30 protein-coding genes are annotated in these 25,149 nt (G+C 43.2%); 9 read left to right on the top strand and 21 right to left on the bottom strand.

What is annotated here, in order from left to right; all coding sequences use genetic code 11:
• Positions 1–113 precede the first annotated feature (113 nt).
• The 8 genes from AC0YOD_RS02935 to AC0YOD_RS02900 all read right to left on the bottom strand — a co-directional run bounded on the left by AC0YOD_RS02935 (position 114) and on the right by AC0YOD_RS02900 (position 5,798).
• The gene (locus tag AC0YOD_RS02935; RefSeq protein ID WP_053375686.1) at positions 114–347 is read right to left on the bottom strand and encodes an acyl carrier protein; all 234 of its coding nucleotides are present in this window, start codon (positions 345–347) and stop codon (positions 114–116) included.
• Positions 348–438: 91 nt separating this feature from the next.
• Positions 439–1,188: a 3-oxoacyl-[acyl-carrier-protein] reductase gene (gene fabG, locus AC0YOD_RS02930; protein WP_475797736.1), complete on the bottom strand. Its 750-nt coding sequence runs from the start codon at positions 1,186–1,188 to the stop codon at positions 439–441.
• Between the two features lie 15 nt (positions 1,189–1,203).
• Positions 1,204–2,142, bottom strand: a complete 939-nt coding sequence (gene fabD, locus AC0YOD_RS02925) for an ACP S-malonyltransferase (protein ID WP_475797735.1) — start codon at positions 2,140–2,142, stop codon at positions 1,204–1,206.
• Positions 2,143–2,218: 76 nt separating this feature from the next.
• Entirely contained in the window at positions 2,219–3,205 is a 987-nt protein-coding gene (locus tag AC0YOD_RS02920; RefSeq protein WP_475797734.1) for a beta-ketoacyl-ACP synthase III, read from the bottom strand.
• A 9-nt stretch (positions 3,206–3,214) separates the two neighbouring features.
• Positions 3,215–4,204 carry a phosphate acyltransferase PlsX gene (plsX, locus tag AC0YOD_RS02915; RefSeq protein WP_475797733.1) on the bottom strand — a complete coding sequence of 330 codons (990 nt, stop codon included), beginning with the start codon at positions 4,202–4,204 and terminating at the stop codon, positions 3,215–3,217.
• Positions 4,188–4,784 carry a transcription factor FapR gene (gene fapR, locus AC0YOD_RS02910; RefSeq protein ID WP_475798353.1) on the bottom strand — a complete coding sequence of 199 codons (597 nt, stop codon included), beginning with the start codon at positions 4,782–4,784 and terminating at the stop codon, positions 4,188–4,190. The genes plsX and fapR overlap by 17 nt, the downstream gene beginning before the upstream one ends.
• A 280-nt stretch (positions 4,785–5,064) precedes the next feature.
• Entirely contained in the window at positions 5,065–5,238 is a 174-nt protein-coding gene (rpmF, locus tag AC0YOD_RS02905; RefSeq protein WP_102712234.1) for a 50S ribosomal protein L32, read from the bottom strand.
• Between the two features lie 38 nt (positions 5,239–5,276).
• Entirely contained in the window at positions 5,277–5,798 is a 522-nt protein-coding gene (locus AC0YOD_RS02900) for a YceD family protein (RefSeq protein WP_475797732.1), read from the bottom strand.
• A 160-nt stretch (positions 5,799–5,958) separates the two neighbouring features.
• Here AC0YOD_RS02900 and AC0YOD_RS02895 point away from each other — a divergent pair, with 160 nt between their 5' ends.
• A complete protein-coding gene (locus tag AC0YOD_RS02895; protein ID WP_475797731.1) occupies positions 5,959–7,206 on the top strand; it encodes a nucleotidyltransferase in 1,248 nt (415 codons plus the stop codon).
• Positions 7,207–7,436: 230 nt separating this feature from the next.
• On the opposite strand, the gene AC0YOD_RS02890 is transcribed toward AC0YOD_RS02895, so the two are convergent.
• The gene (locus tag AC0YOD_RS02890; protein WP_475797730.1) at positions 7,437–8,492 is read right to left on the bottom strand and encodes a S16 family serine protease; all 1,056 of its coding nucleotides are present in this window, start codon (positions 8,490–8,492) and stop codon (positions 7,437–7,439) included.
• A gap of 217 nt (positions 8,493–8,709) precedes the next feature.
• On the opposite strand from AC0YOD_RS02890, the gene AC0YOD_RS02885 reads away from it, so the two are divergent.
• The gene (locus AC0YOD_RS02885; protein ID WP_475797729.1) at positions 8,710–9,951 is read left to right on the top strand and encodes a nucleoside recognition domain-containing protein; all 1,242 of its coding nucleotides are present in this window, start codon (positions 8,710–8,712) and stop codon (positions 9,949–9,951) included.
• Positions 9,952–10,018: 67 nt separating this feature from the next.
• Here AC0YOD_RS02885 and coaD read toward each other — a convergent pair whose 3' ends face one another.
• From coaD to AC0YOD_RS02865, 4 genes are all read right to left on the bottom strand, one after another.
• Positions 10,019–10,522 carry a pantetheine-phosphate adenylyltransferase gene (coaD, locus tag AC0YOD_RS02880; protein ID WP_475797728.1) on the bottom strand — a complete coding sequence of 168 codons (504 nt, stop codon included), beginning with the start codon at positions 10,520–10,522 and terminating at the stop codon, positions 10,019–10,021.
• Positions 10,509–11,102 carry a 16S rRNA (guanine(966)-N(2))-methyltransferase RsmD gene (rsmD, locus tag AC0YOD_RS02875; RefSeq protein WP_475797727.1) on the bottom strand — a complete coding sequence of 198 codons (594 nt, stop codon included), beginning with the start codon at positions 11,100–11,102 and terminating at the stop codon, positions 10,509–10,511. Before rsmD ends, coaD begins: the two co-directional genes overlap by 14 nt.
• A gap of 105 nt (positions 11,103–11,207) precedes the next feature.
• Positions 11,208–11,354, bottom strand: a complete 147-nt coding sequence (locus tag AC0YOD_RS02870) for a hypothetical protein (RefSeq protein ID WP_475797726.1) — start codon at positions 11,352–11,354, stop codon at positions 11,208–11,210.
• A gap of 193 nt (positions 11,355–11,547) precedes the next feature.
• Positions 11,548–12,039, bottom strand: coding sequence for a restriction endonuclease (locus AC0YOD_RS02865; protein ID WP_475797725.1), 492 nt, complete (start codon positions 12,037–12,039; stop codon positions 11,548–11,550).
• A 180-nt stretch (positions 12,040–12,219) separates the two neighbouring features.
• Here AC0YOD_RS02865 and AC0YOD_RS02860 point away from each other — a divergent pair, with 180 nt between their 5' ends.
• The 4 genes from AC0YOD_RS02860 to AC0YOD_RS02845 all read left to right on the top strand — a co-directional run bounded on the left by AC0YOD_RS02860 (position 12,220) and on the right by AC0YOD_RS02845 (position 14,646).
• Positions 12,220–12,825 (top strand): hypothetical protein, encoded by a 606-nt coding sequence (locus tag AC0YOD_RS02860; protein WP_475797724.1) that lies wholly within the window; start codon positions 12,220–12,222, stop codon positions 12,823–12,825.
• Positions 12,789–13,076: a hypothetical protein gene (locus AC0YOD_RS02855; protein ID WP_475797723.1), complete on the top strand. Its 288-nt coding sequence runs from the start codon at positions 12,789–12,791 to the stop codon at positions 13,074–13,076. The genes AC0YOD_RS02860 and AC0YOD_RS02855 overlap by 37 nt, the downstream gene beginning before the upstream one ends.
• Positions 13,077–13,264: 188 nt before the next feature.
• Positions 13,265–14,005 (top strand): 3'-5' exonuclease, encoded by a 741-nt coding sequence (locus AC0YOD_RS02850; RefSeq protein ID WP_475798352.1) that lies wholly within the window; start codon positions 13,265–13,267, stop codon positions 14,003–14,005.
• A 167-nt stretch (positions 14,006–14,172) separates the two neighbouring features.
• Positions 14,173–14,646, top strand: a complete 474-nt coding sequence (locus tag AC0YOD_RS02845) for a DinB family protein (RefSeq protein ID WP_475797722.1) — start codon at positions 14,173–14,175, stop codon at positions 14,644–14,646.
• A 422-nt stretch (positions 14,647–15,068) separates the two neighbouring features.
• Here AC0YOD_RS02845 and AC0YOD_RS02840 read toward each other — a convergent pair whose 3' ends face one another.
• Positions 15,069–15,287, bottom strand: a complete 219-nt coding sequence (locus AC0YOD_RS02840; protein ID WP_475797721.1) for a helix-hairpin-helix domain-containing protein — start codon at positions 15,285–15,287, stop codon at positions 15,069–15,071.
• 247 nt (positions 15,288–15,534) lie between these two features.
• Here AC0YOD_RS02840 and ku point away from each other — a divergent pair, with 247 nt between their 5' ends.
• Positions 15,535–16,368 (top strand): non-homologous end joining protein Ku, encoded by an 834-nt coding sequence (ku, locus tag AC0YOD_RS02835; RefSeq protein WP_475797720.1) that lies wholly within the window; start codon positions 15,535–15,537, stop codon positions 16,366–16,368.
• Positions 16,365–17,252, top strand: coding sequence for an ATP-dependent DNA ligase (locus AC0YOD_RS02830; protein ID WP_475797719.1), 888 nt, complete (start codon positions 16,365–16,367; stop codon positions 17,250–17,252). Before ku ends, AC0YOD_RS02830 begins: the two co-directional genes overlap by 4 nt.
• 60 nt (positions 17,253–17,312) lie before the next feature.
• Here the strand turns inward: AC0YOD_RS02830 and AC0YOD_RS02825 are convergent, their stop codons facing one another.
• On the bottom strand, positions 17,313–17,825 hold the full coding sequence (locus tag AC0YOD_RS02825; RefSeq protein ID WP_475797718.1) for a GNAT family N-acetyltransferase: 513 nt from the start codon (positions 17,823–17,825) through the stop codon (positions 17,313–17,315).
• A gap of 23 nt (positions 17,826–17,848) precedes the next feature.
• Positions 17,849–18,283 (bottom strand): NUDIX hydrolase, encoded by a 435-nt coding sequence (locus AC0YOD_RS02820; protein ID WP_475798351.1) that lies wholly within the window; start codon positions 18,281–18,283, stop codon positions 17,849–17,851.
• Between the two features lie 654 nt (positions 18,284–18,937).
• Here AC0YOD_RS02820 and AC0YOD_RS02815 point away from each other — a divergent pair.
• On the top strand, positions 18,938–19,624 hold the full coding sequence (locus AC0YOD_RS02815; protein WP_475797717.1) for an excalibur calcium-binding domain-containing protein: 687 nt from the start codon (positions 18,938–18,940) through the stop codon (positions 19,622–19,624).
• Between the two features lie 45 nt (positions 19,625–19,669).
• On the opposite strand, the gene AC0YOD_RS02810 is transcribed toward AC0YOD_RS02815, so the two are convergent.
• The 5 genes from AC0YOD_RS02810 to AC0YOD_RS02790 all read right to left on the bottom strand — a co-directional run bounded on the left by AC0YOD_RS02810 (position 19,670) and on the right by AC0YOD_RS02790 (position 25,141).
• On the bottom strand, positions 19,670–20,542 hold the full coding sequence (locus AC0YOD_RS02810) for an SDR family oxidoreductase (RefSeq protein WP_475797716.1): 873 nt from the start codon (positions 20,540–20,542) through the stop codon (positions 19,670–19,672).
• Between the two features lie 340 nt (positions 20,543–20,882).
• Positions 20,883–21,893 (bottom strand): Gfo/Idh/MocA family protein, encoded by a 1,011-nt coding sequence (locus tag AC0YOD_RS02805; protein ID WP_475797715.1) that lies wholly within the window; start codon positions 21,891–21,893, stop codon positions 20,883–20,885.
• Positions 21,894–21,914: 21 nt separating this feature from the next.
• Complete coding sequence (locus tag AC0YOD_RS02800; protein ID WP_475797714.1) at positions 21,915–22,754, bottom strand: carbohydrate ABC transporter permease; 840 nt, start codon at positions 22,752–22,754, stop codon at positions 21,915–21,917.
• Between the two features lie 16 nt (positions 22,755–22,770).
• The gene (locus AC0YOD_RS02795) at positions 22,771–23,652 is read right to left on the bottom strand and encodes a carbohydrate ABC transporter permease (protein WP_475797713.1); all 882 of its coding nucleotides are present in this window, start codon (positions 23,650–23,652) and stop codon (positions 22,771–22,773) included.
• A gap of 76 nt (positions 23,653–23,728) precedes the next feature.
• The gene (locus AC0YOD_RS02790; protein WP_475797712.1) at positions 23,729–25,141 is read right to left on the bottom strand and encodes a carbohydrate ABC transporter substrate-binding protein; all 1,413 of its coding nucleotides are present in this window, start codon (positions 25,139–25,141) and stop codon (positions 23,729–23,731) included.
• Between the last annotated feature and the right edge of the window lie 8 nt (positions 25,142–25,149).

Here is a 25,149-nt window from a genome sequence, read left to right as displayed (position 1 = left end):
GCACGATGCTCCATCTTTTATATAAAAGCTTTAACGCTTAACTTAAATTCATTAATAAAAAAACGGTCTAGATGGAGAGAAGTCCCGTTTGTTACAAACGGGACTTGTCCTACTTACGTATGAGATTGTATGTATTTAACTACTTCTCCCACAGTGGTGATTGTCTCTGCATCTTCATCAGAGATTTCCATATCAAACTCGTCTTCTAGCTCCATGACCAATTCAACGACATCAAGAGAGTCAGCGCCGAGGTCATCTTTAAATGAAGCTTCTAGTGTAACTTCCGCTTCGTCAACGCCAAGTCGGTCGATGACGATACGTTTCACGCGATCTACTACTTCGGACATCCGGTTCACCTCCTCCATCGTATTATACGAGAATTAAAGATAAAATGCCATACGTAACCCTTTTAATTCCCAAGAACAGAATTATAGATTACTACATATACATGCCGCCGTCCACATGAATCGTTTGACCAGTCATATAGGCTGATGCATCAGAAGCAAGGAAACGAACGGCATTAGCGATGTCGCTTGGATCTCCGAGACGGGCAAGCGGAATTTGGCCAGCCAATGACTGACGCATTTCTTCCGGGAGCTTGTCCGTCATTTCGGTTTGAATAAATCCAGGCGCAACACAATTGACGGTAATGCCGCGAGACGCAAGTTCACGCGCGCTAGCCTTGGTAAGACCGATTACACCTGCCTTAGCCGCCACATAGTTAGCTTGACCTGGATTTCCAAGCACGCCAACTACCGATGAAATGTTGATGATTCGGCCATTGCGCTGCTTCATCATCGGACGAGTGACCGCTTTAATGCCGTTGAAAACGCCTTTAAGGTTCGTTTCAATGACTTGGTCAAACTCATCTTCCTTCATACGCATAATTAAATTATCTCTTGTTATTCCAGCGTTATTCACTAAAATATCAATTGATCCGAATTGCTCGATGACATCTTTGACCATTGCATCAAATTCGTCAACCTTGCCGACATTCGCTTTTACAACGAATGCTCTTCTACCATACGCTTCAACCGCTTGCGCGGTTTCAACAGCAGCAGCTTCGCTGCCGGAATAGTTTATAGCAACGTCAGCACCGGCCTCAGCAAGAGCAATTGCAATCGCTCTTCCGATTCCACGAGAAGCTCCTGTTACGAGCGCTTTCTTCCCTTCCAAGCTGGCAAACATCAGATTCCCTCCGCTCTACTGTTCATTCACCTGCAGCGCATCAAGCGCAGAGATGTTGTTTACCGATATGACGCGTACATTTTTGTCAATTTTCTTAATTAGACCGGCAAGAACCGTTCCTGAGCCAATTTCCACAAATGTATCCACACCCTGTTCGATCAAATAGCGAACGCTGTCTTCCCACAGTACAGGTGAGTAAACTTGCTCAACGAGCAAGCTGCGAACCTCACTTGACGCAGTCACAGCCCGAGCTGTCACGTTCGCAACGACTGGCACAGAAGCGTCCTGTAGTTTAACTTCAGCAAGCGTTGCTTGAAGCTTATCCGCTGCCGGCTTCATTAGTGATGAATGGAAAGGACCGCTGACCTCTAGCGGAATAACCCGCTTAGCGCCAGCTTCACCTTTGCCACGTTCAACAACAGCTTGAACGCCGGCAGCTGTTCCCGAAACAACGATCTGACCTGGGCAGTTTACGTTTGCAAGCTCAACAGCAGAACCTTCTGCTGTAATGGCTGCGCACAAAGCTGCAAGGGCATCACGTTCGGAGCCAAGAACAGCCGCCATTGCGCCTAAACCGCTCGGAACAGCTTGTTCCATGAACTGACCGCGAGCACGGACCGTCCGAACAGCATCCTCAAACGAAATCACACCAGCAGCTACAAGAGCGCTGTATTCGCCAAGACTGTGTCCCGCTACATAGTCTGCCTTCAACCCGCGACCTTCAAGCGCTTGGAGCAATGCCACACTAACAGTCAACAAAGCAGGTTGTGTGTTTGCCGTTTGCTTCAGATCCTCATCCGGTCCTTCGAAAATAATATTGCTCAGTGCAAACCCAAGAGCCTCGTCTGCCTGTTCAAAAATAGCGCGTGATCCCTCATAAGCGTCAAAGATATCTTTGCCCATGCCGACAGCCTGCGCACCTTGTCCTGGAAAAACAAATGCTGTTTTACTCAACATACATCCCCCTTTTTTGAGGCTTCAAAAAAATATTGATCATTATTTTCGCAAATGAATCCTTAATATAAAATGATTACCATACAAGTACAGAAGCGCCCCAAGTTAAACCGCCGCCAAAGCCTACTAGTACGACGCGATCACCTTCGTTTATACGGTTTTGTTCAACTGCTTCTGCAAGCGCAACTGGAATGGAGGCTGCTGACATATTTCCGTAGCGCTGCAAGTTGATCATCGCTTTGTCTTCAGAGAGATTAAGTCGGTTGAGAGAAGATTGGATAATACGAATATTAGCCTGATGCGGAACAAGAAGATCGATATCATCCTTCGATATCCCAGCCTTCTGCAAAGCCTCTTCAGCAGCGCTACCCATAATACGAACAGCAAACTTAAATACATCATTGCCTGCCATATGAATGAAATGCTGCTTCGACTCGACGCTCTCTGCTGTAGCAGGAACTCGCGATCCGCCGCCGCTTACTTTAAGCAGCTCGCCGCCGCTTCCATCCGCGCCCAGCTCGAACGAACGGAATCCGCGACCCTCAGCTACTTGACCAAGCACGACAGCGCCTGCTCCATCACCGAAGAGGATACAAGTGTTGCGGTCCGTATAATCCGTAATCCGTGAGAGCGTCTCTGCACCGACGACAAGCACATGCTTGTACATGCCTGTAGCGATCATGCTTGAACCTGTCGCTAACCCATAAATGAATCCTGAGCATGCAGCTGACAAATCAAATGCAGCTGCATTCTTTGCGCCTAATTTATCTTGCAGCAAGCAAGCAGTGGAAGGAAAAAAAGTATCCGGCGTTACCGTAGCAACAATGATCAGGTCGATGTCTTCCGCAGTCAAACCTGCCGCTTTAATAGCAAGGCGCGATGCATGCGCCGCAAGATCTGATGTTGCTTCTTCGGCTGAAGCAATTCTGCGTTCACTAATGCCAGTACGGGTCACGATCCATTCATCATTCGTTTCCACCATGGCTTCTAAATCTTTGTTTGTTAAAATGCGTTCTGGTACGTATTTACCCGTTCCAATAATGCCTACAGGATGTAAACTCATTTCTCCCACTCACTTCCCGTTTATTTCAGCTGCAATCGATTCTATCAATTGGCCTTGAATCGCTATACGTGCTTGTCTTACTGCATTTTTCACTGCAATAGCGTCAGATGATCCGTGACATTTCACAACAAGTCCATTTAGTCCTAGCAATGGCGCTCCGCCATGCTCTTTATAATCCAGTCTTTTCTTCAACGTGCGCAGCTTTGGCATCATAATCGCTGCAGCGAGCTTCGTCATCAAAGATTGTCCGAATGCTTCTTTTAGGGAGGAGAACACATTACCAGCTGTCCCTTCCATCGCCTTCAACATAATATTACCGGCAAAACCGTCACAAACGAGCACGTCACAATTTCGCGAGAGCACATCTCTAGCTTCTACATTCCCAATAAAATGAACCGGCGCTTGCTGCAGCAGCTCATAGGCTGCCTTCGATACTTCATTTCCTTTTTTCGCTTCGGTCCCCACATTAAGAAGTCCTACACGCGGTTTTTCCAAACCGTGCACCTTCGCACGATAAATACTTCCCATGATTGCGTACTGCAGTAAATGCTCAGGCTTAGCATCCATATTCGCGCCTAAGTCAAGAGTCAAAATTCCGACCTCGTCCATAGTCGGCATCATCGGTGCCAGTGCTGGTCTTTCAATACCATCCATACGTCCAATTACGAGTAGTCCTGTTGCCATGAGCGCACCTGTATTCCCTGCTGACAGCATCGCATCCGCTTGTTTCTCGCGAACAAGCTGTCCGGCAACGACCATGGAAGCTCCTTTTTTACGACGAACCGCTTTAACCGGCTCATCATCAGGACCAATTACCTCATCCGCATGACAGATGGTCATATTTTTGGGCTTCTGCCCTTTCAAGAGCGGTTCAATGACAGAGGTGTTACCAACCAGCAGAAGCTCCGTATCCGGCCATTCTACTGCTGCATCAAGCGCACCTTGCACAATTAAGCTTGGGGCGTTATCGCCGCCCATCGCATCAATAGCGATCCGCATGTTCGTCTCCCCCTTCACTATCTGTGTCTTTAGCGGACCGATAGATAACAAAGTTACCTTGAAAAACCATTTCATCGCCTACATAAGTGAATAGTTCTACCTTCGCCTTGTTTCGTTCGCCCGAAATAGATCTGACGTACGCCTTGGCTATACATTTCTCACCCAGTTTGACAGGTCGAATAAATCGAATATCCGCCGTTACTGTAAGTGCGATCTCATCATCTATAACAGCAACTGCAAGTGAATTGGCTTGAGCAAATACGTGATGTCCGCGCGCAATGCCGGTTCTCGAGAAAACATGCTCCTCGCTAATCTCAAAAACGGAAATACCGCTTTTATCCAATTCCAAATCCACTATATCGCCTATTACCTCGTGTAGGGGCAAGGATCGAACAGAATCATAAGAACGTTCCGCCATCAGCTTCAGTCGTTCTCTGAGCTCCGGAATAGCAAGCTCCATTCGATCAAGCCTTATCGTCTGAATACTAACCTTGAGCAGACGCGTCAGCTCCCGATCCGTTATAAAAGGATTCTCATCAATTAATCGGGCAAGCTGCTGATGCCGCTGCCGTTTGGGCATTCGTTCGATGTTCGGCACCACCTTCGACATTATTGTGACAGATAGATAATTCCAACCATTTGCCAGCGTTTAGCATCCACCACATGGTTCATATATGAATGTTGAATAACATTATCACCTGGTACTAATTAAGTATTAAGTATATCTAAAAAATAGTCTGAGTGCAATGAAGCAACTGAAAAACGTTCTGTTTTCTCATTAAACAGGGAAGAAAAAAGGCTATAGGCATAAAAAAAGCACCTCATCACATGATGAAGTGCTATTTTCTGAAATCAATACATTATTGAGTAATGATTTCTTTAGTTTTGTAATATCCACAAACTTTACAAACGCGGTGAGCAAGCTTAAACTCTCCACATTGCTCACATTTCACCAAACCCGGTACTGCTAGTTTAAAATGCGTACGACGTTTGTCGCGGCGAGTTTTGGATGTTCTACGTTGAGGTACTGCCATATTTCCCACCTCCTTCAAAAAATCAATCAACAAATCACTTATTCCTTAAATAGATCCTTCAGCGCTGCAAACCGCACATCAACCTTTGACGTGTCACAGCTACATTTGTGCTTATTTAAGTTCTGTCCACATTTAGGACAAAGACCTTTACAGTCTTCGCTGCAAAGCGGCGTAAATGGAATGAACAACTGAAGCTCTTCTTCCACATAAGGCTTCAGGTCCAGTCTGTCCGCTTTTACCTCAATGAAGTCATTGACCTCTTCTTCCGTGTATTCATCACTCTCTACGTTAGACGCAGCGGATTTGAACACTTCCGAGAAAGGTATAACGGCATGATCCTGTGTCGGTTCAAGGCAGCGCGAGCATACAAGCTCCAAATCAATGGCGAGATCGCCGTTGACTTCGATGAAGCCTTCATGCCCAGTCACCTCAAGCGATACATGAAGCGGTCCTGTACGGTAAACATCTTGGCGTCCTTTGAATAGGTCACTAACATCTAACTTTTCGTTAACTGTCGATTTTAACCCTTTGGACATCGTTTCTTGAATATGAAACTGCATCAGATCACCCCAAACAAACAAAGATTATTATATCTATCAGACTACTGTTTTGTCAACATTTTCACGTGTTTTCCCTTAGTATTTTCAGCGGCTCGCCATCGAGCGCCTTCAATATGCTATAGTAAAACAACCAACATTTAACAAAGCGAGGATCATGCGAATGCGCACAGTCGGACTTATCGTCGAATACAATCCCTTTCATAACGGGCATCTTTACCATCTGCACCAGTCTCGTAAAATCACTCAATCTGATGCTGTTGTCGCTGTTATGAGCGGTCATTTCCTTCAGCGGGGCGAACCTGCGCTGCTAGACAAGTGGTCGAGAACGAAAACAGCGCTACAAGGCGGCTGTGATCTCGTTATCGAGTTGCCCGTCGCTTATGCGACACAAGCAGCCGAGTGGTTCTCATACGGCGCAGTTTCGCTCCTAGAAGCGACTGGTGTTGTTGACAGCTTCTGCTTCGGTACTGAAAGCGGCGAGCTGAATCCGCTTCTTCAGGCTGCTGAGGCTGTCGCGCATGAAACATCTGCCTTCAAAGCGCTTCTCAAGCAATTCCTTGGAACTGGGATCAGCTATCCAAGCGCATACAGCGCTGCGATATCTGCTTATTTATCGGAGCAAGGGCATATCTCTGCCGCTCAATTTCCATTCGCACTTCCCAATCATACATTAGCATTGCATTATTTGCTTGCTTTAAAACGAATTGGCGGCAAAATGGAGCCCTTCACCATAACGCGTGAGAAGGCACAATATAACGAAGATACCGTATCTGACAGTCAAATTGCAAGTGCAACTGCCATTCGCAAGCTCCTTCTTGAAAAACAGTCTTTGGATGAAGCACGTCCTTATATGCCTCAAACCACTTTCCGTACTTTGGAACAAGAATGGCTTGCCGGAAATTGTCCCATTAGCTGGGATCCGTTTATGAAGCCGCTTCTTCATGCTATTATAACCAAATCTCCCGCTGAACTAGCAAATATGCGTGAGATTACCGAGGGTTTAGAGCATCGAATTCGAAATTCATTGCCGAAGCTTGTTACTAGTCAATTTGAAGAATTATTAGAAACGCTAAAAACAAAACGATACACAAGAACGAAACTTCAACGAGCGCTCTTAGCTGTGCTTCTAGGTCATGCCAAGGAAGACTTTACTGCGGACAAGCTCGCTACCGGAATCGAATACATAAGAGTACTAGGATTTACCGAGAAAGGCAAGCATTTATTGCGGCGCATGCGTAAAACAGCCAAACTTCCCGTTTTAATGAGTGCTGCTAGATCGCCTGAACCTTATCGATATTTAGATCTGGATGTACAAGCGAGCGGCGTGTACATGTTGGGTTTACCAGGTGAATCATCAGCCTCAGCATTGTTTCGCGATTTTACCGATCGACCGGTTACGATTGAGTAAAAACACAACTTGCGCCTGTGAATTCACATATTTTAAACGATGTGGCAAAATTCCAACAAATGAAGTGAGTAAGACTTGAGAAGATTATTTAACGACAGTCTCTAAATAGGATGCTATTTTGAAAGCATGCTATTTAGAGACTGATTGTAATGGCTCGATTTTTTATATAACAAGAATGAAGTACATGGGGACTTCAAGAGCTTTATCAATCCGTTTAATTTTAAACTTGTTTATCCGTTTGTTGACGTTTTGAAAGCATTAATTTGATCCATTGCTTCTTGCAGTGTATCTACACTAACCACTTTCATTGAGGTACCCAGCGCCTTGGCCTTCGCTGCGGCTGCCTTATAATTATCAGTAGGCACAAGAAACAGCTCCGCACCTTGCTGACTTGTAATCACAACTTTTTGCTTTATTCCGCCAATAGCGCCAACCTGACCATCCCCTGTAATCGTTCCTGTAGCAGCGATGCGATGCCCTCCGGTCAAGTCACCTTCTGTTAACAAATCAAGCGAATGCAGTGCAAATACTAGACCAGCTGAAGGACCTCCAATATCACCTGCAGTAATATTTAGTTGATTGCGGCTATCAGTTGGAACCAAGCTTCGCAGCTCCGTCAAACTTGAGATGCCAAGTGAACCTAGCATTTGCTCATTAGATAGTGATGAATTCAGAATTCCAGAAAAAATCTTCACAAGATGGCGTTCGCCGCTTCGTTCAATATCAATGGAAAAATCTCCTTTTCCAACCATACTTCGCAAAGCTTCATAGAGTTGTTCCGCACTGTCAAATTGTTCTCCGCCCTTGATACTTAGCAATTTGTCCCCTGCTCTGAAGGAACCTTTCAGGAGATGATCTCTATTATCAACATCGGATATAATTATCGCATTAACCTTGGTCTCAAAGGGCAATTCGGCATAGCGATAAGCGGCTTCGATCGCCGTATTTTGCGAACCTTGCATAATCACACTCAATCGTTCAGCGTACTGTTTTTGAGTGCTGCCTCGAAAGACATCGCTTTTTAGATGCAAATCCGTGTCGGAGTCCCATATTGTCTTCATTGCTCCCCAAAAGTTCGGCTCGGTCAATTTAACCGCAGTAAGCAAAAAATCACCTTTCCCTATACTGTCGCCTTCCTCAATCGTGACCATCTCTCTCACTGGGACAGCAATACCGGGCTCGTATAAGACATATGGCGTCGGAGCATAGAGTATTACCCACATAAAAAAGGCTGTAGCTATGGCAACTAATGCAATTCGACGTAAGTCTGATCGATGCTTCTGCATCCTCCACCCTCTTTCATCATTCATGACTTATATTAGTTACAACATGCCTATTCGCACAAGTTTCGTTACTTTCGGCAGGACAAACTTAAATGGTCTATCCTCTGATCAGAATGCGTACTATTTAACGTATACGGTTGTCCATTCTATGATGTCATAATCCCGATCCTCAAGATTAATGACGACTATCCGCCCTTGCGGAACTAGGAGTTGAATAGCATTGGCTAAAACAGTTCTATTAGCATTTGTCTCGATTCTGCTTGTCGTTGCCATCATTCTCAGGCCAGATGCCGCCTTCCAATCGTCACTGCAAGGACTAACCGTCTGGTGGAACATCGTGTTCCCAGGCTTACTTCCGTTTCTCGTACTCTTTGAGCTCATTGCCGCGTTTGGCCTAGCCCACGCGATTGGCTCATTGCTCCAACCCTTAATGAGTAAAGTCTTTAAGCTGCCTGGAGAAGCCGCTCTTGCGACTGTTCTAGGCTGGCTTAGCGGCTATCCTGCTGGTGCAGAAGCGGTTGCTTCCCTGCGTAAACAAAGCATCGTAACCAAAAAACAGGGCCAAAGGCTGTTAGCCCTAGCCCATATGCCCAATCCTTTATTTATGCTAGTCGTCATTGGTGCTGGATTTATGCATAAACCCATCATAGGTATCATCATAGCCGCAGTCGTTTGGCTGTCAGCTCTTTGGATCATGCTAATGATGGGTCTATTGAGCAGACATGCTGCTGACGAGCAGATTACTAGCAGCTCATCTCCTAAAAGCTCGGATCGTTTCCTTTCAAGTCAAAGCGTTCTTCAACGAGCCGCTGAGGCGCTTCAGTTTGGCCGAGAACAAGATGGGCGCAGCTTCGGTAAAGCGCTTGGTGATGCCGTATCCGCCAGCGTCCAAAAGCTAATGATGATTGGCGGCTTCATGATATTCGCTTCTGTTTTAGCCAAGCTGGTAGAGCCCCTGCTGGCACCCATACTATCCAAAGCAGGCATAAGCTTTGTCACACAAGCACTCTTTGAAGGCCACTTAGGTGCTTATGCAGCAGCTATATGGGATGCGCCTGGAAACAGCATGATCATTAATGCTGCAGCAATCGCTGCCGTGCTTGCGTGGAGCGGGCTAAGCGGTATTTTGCAAACAGGCTATGCTATAACGGGAACAGATTTAAAACTACTGCCCTTCATCACATTGCGAATCATTCACGCCATACATGCCTTCGCATTCATGCTCATACTATGGAAGCCAATTACGTTGTTACTGGGTCTATTATTAGGATCCAACGCCGTTCCGACCACTGCACCTATCGCAACAAATTCGCCAGATTCGATCATAGCACGAGTAATAAGGAACTCCGATATGCCGTTAATATGGCCATTCTCCATTGCAGTCTGTATACTGCTAGCGTTAGTTTTACTGCTGTTTTCCTTAACATTGCTTCCGTATCGTCGTGCCGGAAGATCCGTCTAACGTATTCTTATGGATGGATTATTAAAGATCATTATGTTTTTTTATTTTATACTCGTATTAACTTTGCCTACAGCTTCGATTTGTATTTCACCCTTAGTTCTTTCTCCACTAAAGGAGGAACGAGCTCATGCACTGCACCATGGAACTGAGCGATTTCCTTCACGATGCTGGAGCTCAAATAAGAATATTTAGGATTAGTCATCATAAACATCGTATCGATTTCATTATCGAGCAAATGATTTGTTGAGGCGAGCTGAAGCTCGTACTCGAAGTCAGTAACTGAGCGGATACCTCTAATAATCACGTTCGCCTGCTTTGTTTTCATAAATCGAACGAGCAAGTCTCGGAAGCTGTCAATCTCCACATTTGGAATGTCTTTCGTCACTTCAGTGAGCAGTGCTTTACGTTCTTCCACACTGAACAGCGGATTTTTGCTGGAATTGTTCAGAACGGCTACAATCAACCGATCAAATTGCTTTGCGGACCTGCGAATGATGTCCAAATGACCGTATGTAACGGGGTCAAAGGTGCCTGGGTATACTGCTACTCGCTCTTGTCTATTCGTGGTCATCGGTTGCACTCCCGTCATGATGGTCTTGACTGTAATATTGATATATAGTGACGGCGGTATCACCGTATTTGGAGTGTTTAATCTGATCAAAATGATCCAACTTTTCCGGATAGAGATGACTCGCATCATGCTCAACGACCACAATGGCATCCGGCTCCAGCATGTCATTCTCTGCTAACTGCGACATTAGAGCATCCATATTAATCATTTTGTATGGCGGATCAAGAAAAACAAGCCGGAACTTCTGCTCCCGCTTAGCGAGCGCTTTCAAGGCACGCTCCGCATCATTCCTATAAATTTCAGCTGCACTGCCCATTTTCGCCGTTTCCACATTTTGACGAATGATGTCAATGCTCAGCTTCTCCCGATCAATAAAGACTGTCCGTTCCACACCTCTGCTCCATGCCTCAATGCCCAAGCCGCCTGTACCTGCAAACAAGTCAAGCGCCATTCCCCCGTCGAAGTAAGGTCCGATCATGCTAAATATGGCTTCCTTCACCTTATCCGTTGTCGGCCTCGTATTCATACCGGGCACTGCCTTCAGCATGCGGCCCTTGGCTTCGCCCGCAATAACTCTCACTGAAATTGCCCCTTTTCTAATTCATTCCCGCCTATCGTAACATAGAATCCCTTTATTAATAAAGCAGCAGCTTGTCAAAAAGCATGCTCAGCCCAAGCCTCTATGTCATTCTCCAAAAAACACACCGAAATTATGTTTATTCTCCCGCAAAATGGACATGATAAACTCATCGGCGTTGCAAGATGCCGTAGACAACCGCGGAGAAGACTTACGTTTCCCCATAAGCTCTTCATCCGGTTTCTCCTCTCCCATGAAAAGGGCGCCCTGTAAGGGGCGCCCGATTTTTTGTTTAGAGTCTTTTGTGGCAAGGGTTTGTTTAATTTCATTGATAGGAAACTACCTTCTTGTCCACCAATAGTCCACCAAATAATTATTATAAATCCTTTTCTTCCTCACGCAAATCCAGCCGAATACATTAACATTGTGCGACATAAGAGAGTTTCTATTAAACAACCTGAGTATTTCTACATTTTGGAAAACTAGAGCAGCCATAAAATTCACCACGAGAGCTTTTTCTTCGCACCATTAGGCTCCCGCAGAGAGAACATTCCAGATCCTCGTCTTCAACAGAAGATTGTTCAATAATCTGTTTAGGCGTTGGAGTACCTGCTCCCTGATTGAGTTTAAGAATCATCTCTATTAATTCCGATCTATCAATTAATCGAACATGATTAGACTTTGCAAGAGAGATTGCCGCTTCGGTATAGCCGCTATTCGATATCATCCAACCCGCTGAAGCATAATAATGAGCTATCGATGCTTGAACTTCCTGAACGGCTTTAATACCTACATTTTTACTGTATCGTTTTGCTTGTACGACGATTCTCTTACCTTCTTTTACAATTACCAAGTCCGCTCCGAAATCTCCTGCTGCTTGAGTAACTTTCACCTCATAGCCATGAGCTTCAAAGAGATGACCGAGATAACGTCTCACCATCTCTGCAGCTCCTTATATTGCTAGTAATTCTTTTATCACATACTAAAATAGGAATATATACCCATCATAAATAAAATGTAGTAGAATATGACTATAATTTGTGTGGAGATGCAATAGTTTTTGTTATTTTGTCGTTTTAATCTTAGAAATACCTAGTGAAAATAGAAAGGAGACTTCATTATGGAGTCAATCTTAGATGTTCATCCAATTAAAAGAAACATCATTTATATAGGAGATTTCACGAAACTCACTCACGCAGTTAAGAACAATACGTTTGGACATATAGTAAATGAATATACCGACAATGTTACAAGACCTGACTTGCCTCTTCGTAAAAGGATTCCATATCTGATAGCAATGCCGCTTGCTTTAAATACAACAATTGCAGGAGTTAAAACTCTTTCAAAAAAACGATTTTCTTTTGACTATTTAGAAGTTCCATATCAAATGTCATATAATGAATTAAAATGGAAAGATTCGATCCAACCAAAAATCAATACTTTTTACATAATGAATCCTAGAAATGATCGTGTTTATTTCCCAGTTGAAAAGTTTCATGCTCTCGCGTTTGAAGAAAAAGCAAATGAAGCAATCAAAATATTGATGTCATTAAAGCCAAAAGAACTCACGGTCGAACACGAGGAAGGATATGAAACGGAAATAAATACGGCTGCAACCGTCAGTGCCAAAGCAAAATTAGTGAAAGCCGATGGAAGCTTTCGACTTGAAAACAATAGCTCAAAAAAGTTATGTTCAAAGCCTCCTTCGGTAAACCTAATTTTTTAGAAAAATTCAGGGCAGTAACTCTCCCTGATGACTTGGTTTGGTATCCTGCTGAAGAAAAATGGAGAAGTATAGTAGAGGGTGTTTTAAAGCACAACCTTAAAGATGTTGAAATGGAAATTAACTATTTCGATGATTTCGGGATAGATGTAAATCTTCAGGCAGACATATTAAAGCAATCCGATTCAAAGATAAAGACTAACGTCTCCCATTTCAAAAGAACCCTTTGGAAAGTTAAAGCATCTTTTTGGTGAAATTAAACTGCTATAATAACCTGCTAACCGATATGGTTAGCATTTTTTTTTGGAATCTACCTATGTGAAGGCATGAGAAAATAAAGCTCGCCAACCTTTTTTTATATCTTTCTTTCCAATCATCTCAGTTTAAGCAATCATATATTAATGCTATTATTAAACCATCCCAAAATAGATAGAACGACGTCATCATCAAGGAGGCCATACATATGGACTTTGTCGCTATAGACTTTGAAACAGCAAATTCATCACGATCAAGTGCTTGCGCAGTAGGAATCGTTGAGGTTTCTAATGGTAAAATCATCTTTGAACAATCATGGCTCATTAATCCGAGACAGCATTTTGACGGAATGAACATTAGTATTCATGGCATAACACCTTCAATGGTGGCTGACAAGCCGACATTTTTGGAATTATGGCCGAGCATTCAGCCGCTTCTTAAGGGTAAAAATGTCATAGCACACAATGCTTCATTCGATATGAGTGTTTTGCGGTATTGTTTGGATGAAGCTGCTTTAAACTATCCGTCCTTCCAATACTTTTGCACCTATCTCATAAGCAAAAAACTTCTTCAACATTTGCCTTCTCATAAGTTAAATGTAATTGCCGAGCACTACGGCATACAACTGAAGCATCATGATGCTTTGGATGACGCTAGAGCCGCTGCTTTACTGCTGATAAGAATATTGGAGCAAGAACAATGCGTGAGTCTATTACAATTATCCGATACATTCGGGTTTAAAATGGGAGAAATACACGCCAGTGGGTATAAGCCTTTCTCTGCTGCAAAAGGAAAAACGAATAAAAAACTCCCGCTTCCAACAACTCCTGAAGCTAAAACAGCACCAGTCTCAAAGGGTAAACAGACTTATGAGCAGCGTTTACAATTGATTCGAGGTCAAAAGAAGGATATTACTATTACTTTTTAATCAAGTCTCAAAAATAAAATTCTACTTAATCCCCCTTCTACCGGTCGCGAGATTGCAACGTTTGATTTTTGTGAGGATCCAACCAAAGAAACAGCTATTGTGATCGGAGAACTATATCTGTAAATAGAGAATGGAAATTCAATCCTATCAGGAAAGGGGCGTTTGAGTTGATAAAATGGTTTCAGTATAACTGGTTGGTAAGAAATGATTGGTTTGAGCTGTGTAAGCAAGTCCCAACGGAGGAATTGTTGCGTGATCGAATTGGCGGGGCTGGCTGCATACTTTATACCCTTTTCCATATTGCAGACGTGGAATATAGTTGGATTCGTGGAATACAAGGTTTGCCAGATATCCAAGTAGAATATGAGAACTATAAGACGCTCGAACAAGTAAGAGAACTTTCCGATTATTGGATCAGTGAAACAGAGATTTTCCTAAATTCATGGTCAAATGATCTCGAATACGAAAAGGTGATCGTTCCGTGGACTGAAGAGCGTTATACAAAAGGTGAAATTTTACGCCATGTAATCGCACATGAAATTCATCATATGGGTCAACTATCTATTTGGGCAAGAGAGATTGGTCTTCATCCAGTATCCGCTAATGTAATAGGTAGAGGATTATTTAATCTAAACAACTAACGATAGACAACAATTTAGATTATCCACCTGCTTAGAGAACAGTTCTCTTTTGTACGAGATTAAAAAAAGAAAACAGAGCCTGCCAAACAAAAATATAATCTATTATCATTTAACTCATTACTCCTTGCTTGACGCATCCAGGCTTCACTCAAACGGACACAGAAGCCGTTATTTGTGAAATTCAGGCTCAAATTTCTTTTTATCGGACTTAGGAGCAGTTATTTCCCAGTAATGAAGCCCAAAAGCAATGAATATTGTAAAATAAGGGTCTCTGTGTCCGTAAGGTTCGAGCAACAGGAGATAAACAGCAATTAAGGTCTTTGGTGTCCGTTCATTCGATTGAAGAAATCAAAAATCAACTTCGAATGATATTCAAGCACTGGTTTTGGTTTTGAACCCCTATTATTAGGCTATATTTTAAATCAATCAGCAAACGTCTTCCCCTGTTCAACAAGCGCACTCCGAATTTGCTCCAACGCTTTTGGCCCCATCCCATGCAGCTTAAGAAGCTCACGCTCACTTAGCTTTGAAATCTGATCAAGCCTCATAAATCCGGCGTTAACGAGTGCCCTGCGTGCAGGCTGCGCAAGCTTACTTGGAAGATCATTAACCTGTTCGTTACTTTGATCAGATGTACTCACTCCATCCACTCCTTAGCGAAATATATTCTATTATTAGCATTTACTAACTTTTATCTTTCATTATATTATCCTACACTTCATAGATCTATAAGCAATTATTCTCCACCACCTTCTCAACCCTCCAACAAATATATACTTTACAACATGACTCCATAACACCCTTAGTCCTAATCACTATTTTTCCTAATCAGGTATAATCCTCCAAATTAAACGCATCCTATTTCTAAAAAAACAAGGTGGGAAAAAGATGCATACCGTTTGGAAAGGCGCTATCAGCTTTGGGCTTGTCCATGTCCCGGTTAAGATGTTTACAGCCACAGAAGATAAAGACGTACACTTTCGCAGCATTCATAGAGAATGCGGCACCCCTATCTCCAACGTCCGTACATGCAAGCACTGTAACAAGGAAGTTGAGCTTGATGATATAGCTAAAGGCTTTGAATACGAGAAGGGAAAATTCGTTCTCTTTAATGAAGAAGAATTAGAAGCGATGAAGCCGGAATCCGCCCGCGTCATCCAAATTCTCGATTTTGTTGATTTAACCGATATTGATCCCCTTTATTATCAGAAAGCCTATTACCTATCTCCAGATATGTCTGGCGCAGGAGCTTATAGCCTTTTGGTAGAGGCCATTAAACAAACAGGGAAAATTGGCATCGCCAAAATATCCATTAGAAGCAAGAGCAGCCTTGCTGCCATCCGAGTCATTGATAATTGCCTTTGCATGGAAACGATGCATTATCCCGACGAGATTCGCTCTTTGACGCAAGTTCCTAATCTTCCGGATCAAGTAACCATCAATGAAAAGGAACTGCAAATGGCCAAAATGTTGATTGAGCAGCTATCCGAAAAGTTCGCGCCTGAAAAATACACCGATGATTATCGCATCGCGATGCTGGAAGCCATTCAGCAAAAAATTGCTGGCGAGAGTGTCGACATTATTTCATCTCCAGAGGAAGGACGTTCAAATGTTATTGATTTAATGGCTGCCCTGCAGGCAAGTCTTGAAGCTGCCAAGACACCGCCAACCCGAACCAAACGAAAAAGCTCACCTAAAAAACCGAAAGAAATCGTATCATGAATCACCTGTCTCTCCCCACTGTACCAATGGCACCTGTAACTTCACCCGATATTCCGGAAGGGCCTGAGTGGTGCTATCAAATTAAATGGGATGGTGTTCGTACGCTCGCACGTCTAGATGGCAATGGGGGCGTAGAGTTATTTTCAAAGCGGATTGAACCGCGAAATGCTACTTTTCCTGAAATTGTTTCTCTGCTGGAACCGCTTCGAGTAGGTCCCTGCCTACTGGATGGCGAAATTGCCTATTTTGACGGCATAAGACCTAACTTTCAGCGCAGTCGTCTAGGTGTACAAAAGCGATCAGGGGACGATAATTTACTATTTGTTATGTTCGATATTCTACATGATAACGAAGGGGATCTTCGCAGCTTACCTTTTACAGAACGATTCGAGAAGCTACAGGCTAAATTCCCTAAGAAACAGCCTCGACTTTTTGTGAGCGATTTGTTTACGGACGGCGTTGCGCTTTGGAAGTGGCTAGAGGAAAGAGAGTGGGAAGGAATTATTTCTAAACGGCTTTCCAGCCCTTATACCGAGGGAAAAAAACATCAAGACTGGTTTAAGAAACGGAAACAATTGCGAATTGTAGCAAACGTTGTTGGCATTAAGCTTAAGGAAGGCAAAATTTCGAGCTTGGTTCTTTCCTATGAGGATCGTTACATCGGTCATGTATCCTTAGGCTTAGATGCGGCTTCAAAAGCTGTGTTACAGCAATTTCTTCAAGAGCATCCTGGGAGCTGCCCGTTCCCATCCCCCACGCCTAGCATGAAGAAATCGGATATCGCATGGCTAAAGGTACATTTTCCATGTCGCGTGACCGCTTTAGAGTTTACAGACTCTGGGATGCTGCGCCAGCCTAAGCTGCTTGGATTTGGGGCGGAATGAATAAGCTACTCTCATGCGCCCCGCTTGCTCCATAAAAAAGGAATGAAGGTCATGAACGCCTCATGACCTCTCTTTCGTCATATACAATACTAAATCATCGTCAACGCATACGTGACTGCCCGGCTCAACAGGCTCCTCTTTGTACATAATGCCTCTTCCGTCTGGAACGTAACCTCTCTTCGCATAAAGTCGCTGTGCATTTCCATAACTCTTATAGAGCCCAACACCAATGCCGACAATCCCATGCTTCTCGAAAGCGATCTCTTCTACGGCATCCATCAAGGAATTGCCAATACCTAATCTCCGCAGAGGTGGAACAACGTCAAAATTATTAATTTCGGGTATCCCTTTCTCTGCGAAATACGGATAGTAAGAAGTTGACAGCAAATGAAGCCACCCTGCAAATTCATTCTTATAGAAAGCGATAATCGTAATTCGATTACCCCCTTTATTTTCTTCCCAGCATCTCTTTATGTACTCTTCCGGTTTGCTAATATTGTGATCATGCAACGCCTGAAAAACAGTATCTACATCTCCGCTTTCCATTTTCCTAATCACTAAGTGTGTATTCATTTCCGTTACCCCCTTAACAATTTCTATTTTGAAACTAACTTTCTAACTGATTCCGCGCTCTCCAAATTTTCTCTTAACCAGACAGGAGCTTCCGGGTGAGCCATTATCTCTTCATAAGTCATCCAAAATACAGCTTCAACCTCATCCGGACATTTCTTCCATGGTTCACCGCTCTCAAACTGACATAGAAAAACGATATCAACCACTCTAATGCCATCATCGGTTACAAAGGATGTGCTTCTTACATAATGAAGCTGTTCTTTGACTACTGTGCCTACTTCCTCTTCAATTTCCCGTCTAAGCGTTCTCTCTAAAATATGTACGGCGTTTCCTTCATCATCAACCTTGCCGCCTACGAAAGCGATACCGCCTGGCGCATGTGTTTCTTTGGCGCTTCTTTCGACCATTAGCCATTTATCATCGCGAAATATGGCACCCTCCACGTTGACTACAAACAAATCTTTTTTCTCCAAGCCAACTACCTCTTGATGCTCGTTCATTTGATGCTCATTGCTATGCTTTTCGTTTGTTTGATACTCCATCATTTGTTGCTCATCACTATGATCCTCGTTGCTTTGACTCTCTTCTCTTTGATGCTCATTACTATGATCCTCATTGTTAAAATTCTCGTTGATTTGATACTCATTCCCGTCATTAGTTCCCGGTTGCTTTACTTTTTTATTGGCTGCATACCGTATTATAGCTAAGGGTAAATTGATCAAACCCACGAATAACATACTGAAAATAGGAAGCATTTCCTTAAATGTCGGCGGATGAGTGCCATTTCCTACCGGTCCGGTTTTAGGCTGATTGGCATCCCAGTTCACATACCAAAACAAGAATAAAGAGAAAACGATTACAAATGCAGAGGTAAAGATATACCATGCGTACTTATTCATTTTATCACCTCATTATTGGAAAATATGCGTCTATTAAATGTATACGTCTTCTTTAAATGAAAGTTTCTTCCTTTTAAAACATTGCCTTCCCCCATACTAGTGTGACATATGCGATTTCCTCCCTTACTGACTATCTGATTTGGTCAAAAGAATAGGATTATAGGAATGAATATAGTAGAATGGTTTTTAGTTTACATAAAAGGGGAAATAGACATGAAAGCATTCATAGCCACACTACTGTCACTCATGCTGCTGCTCACAGGCTGTGGATCAGTTACAACCTTATCTCCATCAACAACGAATACAGACTACGACACAACCATTGTTTTACCTTCGGATCGTTATCCGGAGACGATTGCTCATATTGCTTCCGCTATTAAAGCTGGCGCTTCTGCAATCTGTACAATTAATCGCGATGGAGCTGAAGAGAATCGATCGGCATCATTAAGCGGCGTGCCTACCAAGGCAGGCTTTGACCGAGATGAGTGGCCTATGGCGATGTGCGCAGAAGGCGGCGAGGGAGCCGATATTGCCTATGTCACACCAAAGGACAATCGCGGAGCGGGCTCATGGATCGGGAACAAGCTGGATAAATTCGAAGATGGAACTCGTGTTTTATTCCAGTTTGAGGGAAATGATTCTTCCACCTCTGCGGCTAAGCCAACACCGACAACAGTACCAACAAGTGAGCCTAAGGCAAAACCAACGGCAGTACCAACTTCTAAACCAACTTCTAAACCAACTGAAGCACCTACAATGAAACCAACCGCGGAACCAGAAGTCGTTCATTATGCCAATTGTGCGGCTGTCAGAGAAGCTGGTGCTGCACCGATCCATAAAGGAGATCCAGGCTACAGCACGAAGCTTGACCGTGATGGAGATGGCGTTGGCTGCGAATAAAGATACTTTACAAAAGAAAACTTACTGTACGATACTATGCATTCATCATGTCTCCGTCATCGTACCGCCATTAACATGCAGCACTTGCCCGGTTACATATCCTGAATCATCTGAAGCTAAATAGACATAAGTAGGCGCTAATTCAAATGGTTGCCCAGCGCGGCGCATCGGTGTATTGATCCCAATCGTTTTGATATAATCAGCGGAATAACTGGATACCTGCAGCGGTGTCCAAATAGGGCCTGGAGCTACGGCATTTACCCTTATTCCTTGATCAACTAATTGAAGCGAGAGTGAACGGGTGAAAGAAACGATTGCGCCCTTTGTTGATGAATAATCCAGAAGCAGCGGCGCACCAGCATAAGCAGTCACTGACGCCGTACTAATAATTGTGCTTCCGCGTTTCAAATGAGGCAGTGCCGCCTTTGTGAGAAAGAAGCACGGATAAATATTCGTTCGAAACGTATCCTCTAATTGCTGGGTGCTAATGCCAAGAATACTCGTCTGAGGAAATTGTACCCCTTGGTTTATAACGAGTGTATTTAATTTGCCAAAATGCTCAACTGTTTGCTCCACTACTTCACAGCACCATTTCTCATCTCGCAAATCACCCGGAAGCAGCAAGCATCGCCGACCATGACTTTCAACCAATTGACGTGTATCATTGGCATCCCTGTGCTCATCCAAATAGGCAATAGCAACATCCGCGCCTTCCTTAGCAAAGGCGATTGCAACAGCACGGCCAATGCCGCTGTCACCTCCTGTAATAATAGCCACTTTGTCTAGCAGCTTGCAGCTTCCTATATACGAAGGGTTATCGGAAATAGGCTGAGGAAACATCAAATATTGAAAGCCCGGCTGACGATCCTGATGCTGTGCTGGAAATGACTGTGGAATCTCTTCACATTTCGTTTCCACTCCTTAATAGGGATACATGGGGTACTTCGGATACATCGTAATTCCTCCATTTGATTCAGAATAACTACAATATATTCGCCCAGTCTCTATTTGCAGCTTGTCACTCCCTCAACCCCGCTGGAAAGATCCACCTTCAACAAAGCGACAAAGTTTTTTAATGTAGTGTTAAGGTTGGATATTTATAATAAAAGACATCAACCCCACTGTTGATACCTAAGCTAGGACACCGACCCACAGAGATGTGGGTCCTTTTTTTTGGAAACCTATGCGCGGCACTCATTACCCGCCACGCATACAAAAAGACGCATGCCCACTGTGTCTGGACATGCGTCTTTTTATATTATAATCGTTCAATCGCTCCTGATCCATCAGCCGAGCGTATTTCTGCTTCAATTATTTCAAGTGTGCCTACTGCGCTCTCCGGTGTACAAAGAGAAACCGGCTTGCCATCAAGAATCGCTTCAACAAAGTATTTGATTTGACGATAGTAGCCCATATCTGGTGATAAATCAGGAATAAAGCCAGGTGCATCATTCGGATTGACCTTAAGCACATTATCTTCAAACACAAGATTTCCGCCTTCAAAGTTAACCCGGAATGACATCTTAAAGCCGTGATCGCCTTGCAAAGTCCAATCCGCTTGCGCATTCAACACTTTTCCATCCTCATAAATATAATGAGTAGAAACCGTGTCGTAGCCGCTTCCTGGAATAACATTGCGAGCAAGTGTGGACACCTTTTGCGGCTTGCCGAATAACCAGTGAACCATATCCGCATCATGAATGTGCATTTCCGTAATACAACCGCCGCTCTTGCTTCCATCAAGGAACCAGCCTTTTGGTGATTCTGACCCGCGGAAGAAGTATCCTGCTGTTACATTGCCATAACGAGAATCCTCAACACAAGCTTTCAAATACTCATATGCTGGCCAGAAGCGCAAGCATTGTCCGATCATTAGCGTTTTACCGCTAATTTCCGCTGCTTTTGCCATGCGTAAACCATCCGCCGAATTGCCTGCCATAGGCTTCTCACAAAGTACATGATAACCTCTTTCAAGCAAGGAGCAGGTCAAGTCAGCATGCAAAAACACGGGGAGTGTAATATCGATAACATCCAATTGTTCATTTTCCAGCATGACTTCTACATCTTTATAGAGACGATATGGCGACAGATCATAGACATCCTGACCTGTAGCAATATTACCTGAAGCGCTTCGCTCCTTCAGCTCGTCAATCATCACATCACAAATCGCCACCAGCTCAATTTGTGCGCCTTCCTGTACCAAGCGAACATAATTATCAAAATGCATTCGTCCCATAAACCCAAAACCAACAATAGCTATTTTCAACATCAGAAAACCTCCCAATACAGACTAGCCTTTCAATCCGCCCATACTAATGCCTGATGTAATCTTCTTCTGTAAAATCGAATACAAGATGATAGTCGGCAGCATAACAATAACCAGGCCTGCAAACATAGCACCCCAATCCGTAGCAAAGCGCTGTACTTCCATGAGATATGCCATACCAAGCGTAACTGTTCTTTTCGATTCCGTTGAAATGAATGAAAGCGCCATAATGTATTCATTCCAGTAAGCCATAATATTAAAGATCGTAATCGTAATAAGACCAGGCACAGCCATCGGAAAAATAATTCTCGTCATATTTCCGAAATTGGTGCATCCATCAATGGAACCAGCTTCCTCATACTCCTTTGGAATCGATATTAAGAATCCGATCAACAAGTATATCGTATACGGAATTGTTTTAGCTGCGTAAGTAAGACTTAAACCAAGTAAGGAATCTAGTAAATGAATATCATTTAATAGAATAAACAGCGGCACTACAATAAAGGCTGCCGGAATAAACAATCCGCCCAAATACAATTTCTTCAACCATGAATTAAACCTAAAGTTGTACCTCGCGAGTACATAAGCCGCCGCATAGGATACGGCTACCGTAATAACGAGTGAAACCACAGTAACCAAAACTGAATTGAGGAAATATAGTCCGATATTAGCCTTCTCCAATGCATTCGCATAGTTGTCGAATTTGAACGCTGAAGGTAGTGCCCAAGGACTTTTATAAAGTTCTTCCGTCGTTTTGAAGGAAGTAATGATCGTCCAAAATAAAGGATACAACACAATGACGCTATATGCTATCAAAATAATTCTTGTCGGAATATTTAATTCTCTTAACCCTTTTTTACCCATTTTTATCTCCTGCCTTTTAATATTCGTAAGTTTCACTCTTCGTCAGACGTTCGCTAAGCATGGATAATCCAACTGTAATAATTAATAAGAACACGCCGACTGCCATTGCATAGCCAAAGTTGCCGTTCGAGAACCCTTGCGTATACATATAAGTCATGAGAACCTCGGAAGCCTTATCCGGTCCGCCATTAGTCATAATACGAATATAGTCAAAGCTTTGATTAAATACACCGATTAGGAAGAACACGATCGTAATACGAACAACTTGCCAAATTAAAGGGAATGTAATTTTATAAAATTTCTGTACTTCCGTTGCGCCTTCAAGATCTGCTGCTTCATAAAGATGGACAGGCACGCCTTCCATTGCTGCAATATAAATAATCATGTAATAACCGACTGCTTGCCAAACGATAGGCAATACGATCGCCCATAATACCGTGCTCGCCTCACCTAACCATGCGTGGGTCAACTGATGCAATCCGATAGACTCCAAGAAGGAATTAAGCAATCCGAATGTTGGGTGATAAATGAAAGACCATAGAATAGAGATCAGGACAATAGCAAGAACATTCGGAAAAAAGAAAATAGTCCGATAGAAGGTTTTTTCCTTCAGCTTCTTGCGTGTCAATAAGTAAGCAAAAAGCAAAGAAAAAATCATCGTTAATAGAGGTGATACAGCTAGCAAGAAAATATTGTTTCGAAAAGCTTGCCAGACAACGGGATCATGGAGCATCGTTTTGAAATTATCCAGTCCTATAAACTCTGTATTGTCTGAAATCCCGCTCCAGCTATAGAAAGCCATAATAATCGCTTTAAAGAACGGATACAGGCTGAAGCAAGCAAATAACAGTAAGGCAGGTAGTGTACACCCTAATATAAAAAGGCGGCTTTTTTTCATATGGCATTCTCAGCTCCTAAAAGAAATGGACCCTGATGAATAGTTGCTGGTATTCACCAGAGTCCATATTTAATGTCTATTTTGCGCTAGATTTATTGATTAGTTCTCTAAGCTTTGTCGAGGCTACATCAATACGTTCAATCCATTGGTCAACTGTGATTTGTTTGTTCATAAGGGAACCGATTGGATTGAATACTTCTTTATTGATTGTAATTTCAGTTGTTGGCGTTACTTTCCACTGAAGAATGAGCGGCTTAACATCCTCTTGCTCAAACACTTTAACGGATTCGTAAACGGAAGCCGAAATAAATTCTTTTGCTAGCTCAGCACCATTTTTAACAGCTACAACTGCAGATGATTTCTCTGAATTCAGCTTCACATTTGTATCCGTATATTGATAGCGAATAAATTCTTTCGCAAGCTCAACGTTTTTCGCTTTAGACGGAATGAACAAGCTTTCATACGTGATTGGCAAGTAGCGAGTACCGCCTTCTTCATAAGAAGGGATCGGCATAAAGCCGAATTCAAAGCCTTCCTCACGAGGGGAATCCTTCATTTCGCCTTCAAACCAGTTGCCGTTTGGAACAAACAACGCTTTGCCTTGCATAAATTCGGTTTGTGCCTGTGTATGATTCAGAGCAACTGTTCCCGGCAATAGATAATCATTCTGTGCGATTTTCTCAAATACTTCCATCGCCTTACGTGTTGCATCAGATCTAACGGCATCCTGTTCATAGCTCATTACAGCTTTAACCGCTTCAATACCGCCCACGTTTGCAATCGTTGGCCAGAAGATCGTCTCATTGTAATCCGGGTAAATCCCTTGGTAAGTAAAGAGTGATCTGCCATCTGCTTTTGCTAGGTCGCCTAGAGCAAAGAACTCGTCCCACGTTTTTGGCTGCTCCCAGCCCTTTGTTTTAAACAAGTTGGCATTGTACCACAAACCGTTTGATGAATAGTAAAATGGCGCATAGTAGATCACCTCATCGTCATAAGGCTTTGCGTAATCCATCATGCCATCGGTAATAATATCTTTCAAAGGCACATCTTTATCTAATGCTTTTTCATCAAAAATATCATTCAAAGGAATGAGTGCTTTCTCTTTAATCATCGCTTGAATGGTTCCGCTTTGATCAGACATTGGTGAAAAAATAACATCTGGCGGAGATCCTGATACGATTTTCGGTTTAATGACATCCATGATTTTCGGATTCGATGTCAGCTTAACCTCAACACCTGGGTAATCCGCTTCAAAGCGTTTGATTACTTCTTCCCAATACGCTTTGCCATAACCGCCCTCGAATACAGCAACTTCCAATTTCTTGTTAGCAAATTCCTTCTTGCCGTCGTTCGATACATCCGTTCCCGTCGCAGGGCCTTCTGACTCTGCAGGAGCATTATTATTATTATTGCTTCCGCATGCAGCTACCAACGACATCATAAGAATTAAAGCGACCACAATTGCAACTAGCTTAAATTGTTTTTGCATTCTAACCC

This window comes from Paenibacillus sp. J31P13, from assembly GCF_056269295.1.
Note: the sequence above shows the minus strand (reverse complement) of the source record. Positions and strands in the feature narration are given on the sequence as shown.

Bases quoted from the DNA above. Each gene is read 5' to 3' on its own strand.
- AC0YOD_RS02815 (WP_475797717.1), top strand. From the start codon at position 18,938: ATGAAAGCATTCATAGCCACACTACTGTCACTCATGCTGCTGCTCACA.
- AC0YOD_RS02855 (WP_475797723.1), top strand. From the start codon at position 12,789: ATGTTCAAAGCCTCCTTCGGTAAACCTAATTTTTTAGAAAAATTCAGG.
- coaD (WP_475797728.1), bottom strand. From the start codon at position 10,522: ATGACCACGAATAGACAAGAGCGAGTAGCAGTATACCCAGGCACCTTT.
- AC0YOD_RS02865 (WP_475797725.1), bottom strand. From the start codon at position 12,039: ATGGTGAGACGTTATCTCGGTCATCTCTTTGAAGCTCATGGCTATGAG.
- AC0YOD_RS02830 (WP_475797719.1), top strand. From the start codon at position 16,365: ATGAATCACCTGTCTCTCCCCACTGTACCAATGGCACCTGTAACTTCA.
- AC0YOD_RS02895 (WP_475797731.1), top strand. From the start codon at position 5,959: ATGCGCACAGTCGGACTTATCGTCGAATACAATCCCTTTCATAACGGG.
- ku (WP_475797720.1), top strand. From the start codon at position 15,535: ATGCATACCGTTTGGAAAGGCGCTATCAGCTTTGGGCTTGTCCATGTC.
- plsX (WP_475797733.1), bottom strand. From the start codon at position 4,204: ATGCGGATCGCTATTGATGCGATGGGCGGCGATAACGCCCCAAGCTTA.
- AC0YOD_RS02860 (WP_475797724.1), top strand. From the start codon at position 12,220: ATGGAGTCAATCTTAGATGTTCATCCAATTAAAAGAAACATCATTTAT.
- AC0YOD_RS02935 (WP_053375686.1), bottom strand. From the start codon at position 347: ATGTCCGAAGTAGTAGATCGCGTGAAACGTATCGTCATCGACCGACTT.
- rpmF (WP_102712234.1), bottom strand. From the start codon at position 5,238: ATGGCAGTACCTCAACGTAGAACATCCAAAACTCGCCGCGACAAACGT.
- AC0YOD_RS02800 (WP_475797714.1), bottom strand. From the start codon at position 22,754: ATGGGTAAAAAAGGGTTAAGAGAATTAAATATTCCGACAAGAATTATT.
- AC0YOD_RS02870 (WP_475797726.1), bottom strand. From the start codon at position 11,354: ATGGGAGAGGAGAAACCGGATGAAGAGCTTATGGGGAAACGTAAGTCT.
- AC0YOD_RS02920 (WP_475797734.1), bottom strand. From the start codon at position 3,205: ATGAGTTTACATCCTGTAGGCATTATTGGAACGGGTAAATACGTACCA.
- AC0YOD_RS02795 (WP_475797713.1), bottom strand. From the start codon at position 23,652: ATGAAAAAAAGCCGCCTTTTTATATTAGGGTGTACACTACCTGCCTTA.
- AC0YOD_RS02900 (WP_475797732.1), bottom strand. From the start codon at position 5,798: ATGCAGTTTCATATTCAAGAAACGATGTCCAAAGGGTTAAAATCGACA.
- fapR (WP_475798353.1), bottom strand. From the start codon at position 4,784: ATGCCCAAACGGCAGCGGCATCAGCAGCTTGCCCGATTAATTGATGAG.
- AC0YOD_RS02790 (WP_475797712.1), bottom strand. From the start codon at position 25,141: ATGCAAAAACAATTTAAGCTAGTTGCAATTGTGGTCGCTTTAATTCTT.
- AC0YOD_RS02890 (WP_475797730.1), bottom strand. From the start codon at position 8,492: ATGCAGAAGCATCGATCAGACTTACGTCGAATTGCATTAGTTGCCATA.
- AC0YOD_RS02825 (WP_475797718.1), bottom strand. From the start codon at position 17,825: ATGAATACACACTTAGTGATTAGGAAAATGGAAAGCGGAGATGTAGAT.
- fabG (WP_475797736.1), bottom strand. From the start codon at position 1,188: ATGTTTGCCAGCTTGGAAGGGAAGAAAGCGCTCGTAACAGGAGCTTCT.
- AC0YOD_RS02805 (WP_475797715.1), bottom strand. From the start codon at position 21,893: ATGTTGAAAATAGCTATTGTTGGTTTTGGGTTTATGGGACGAATGCAT.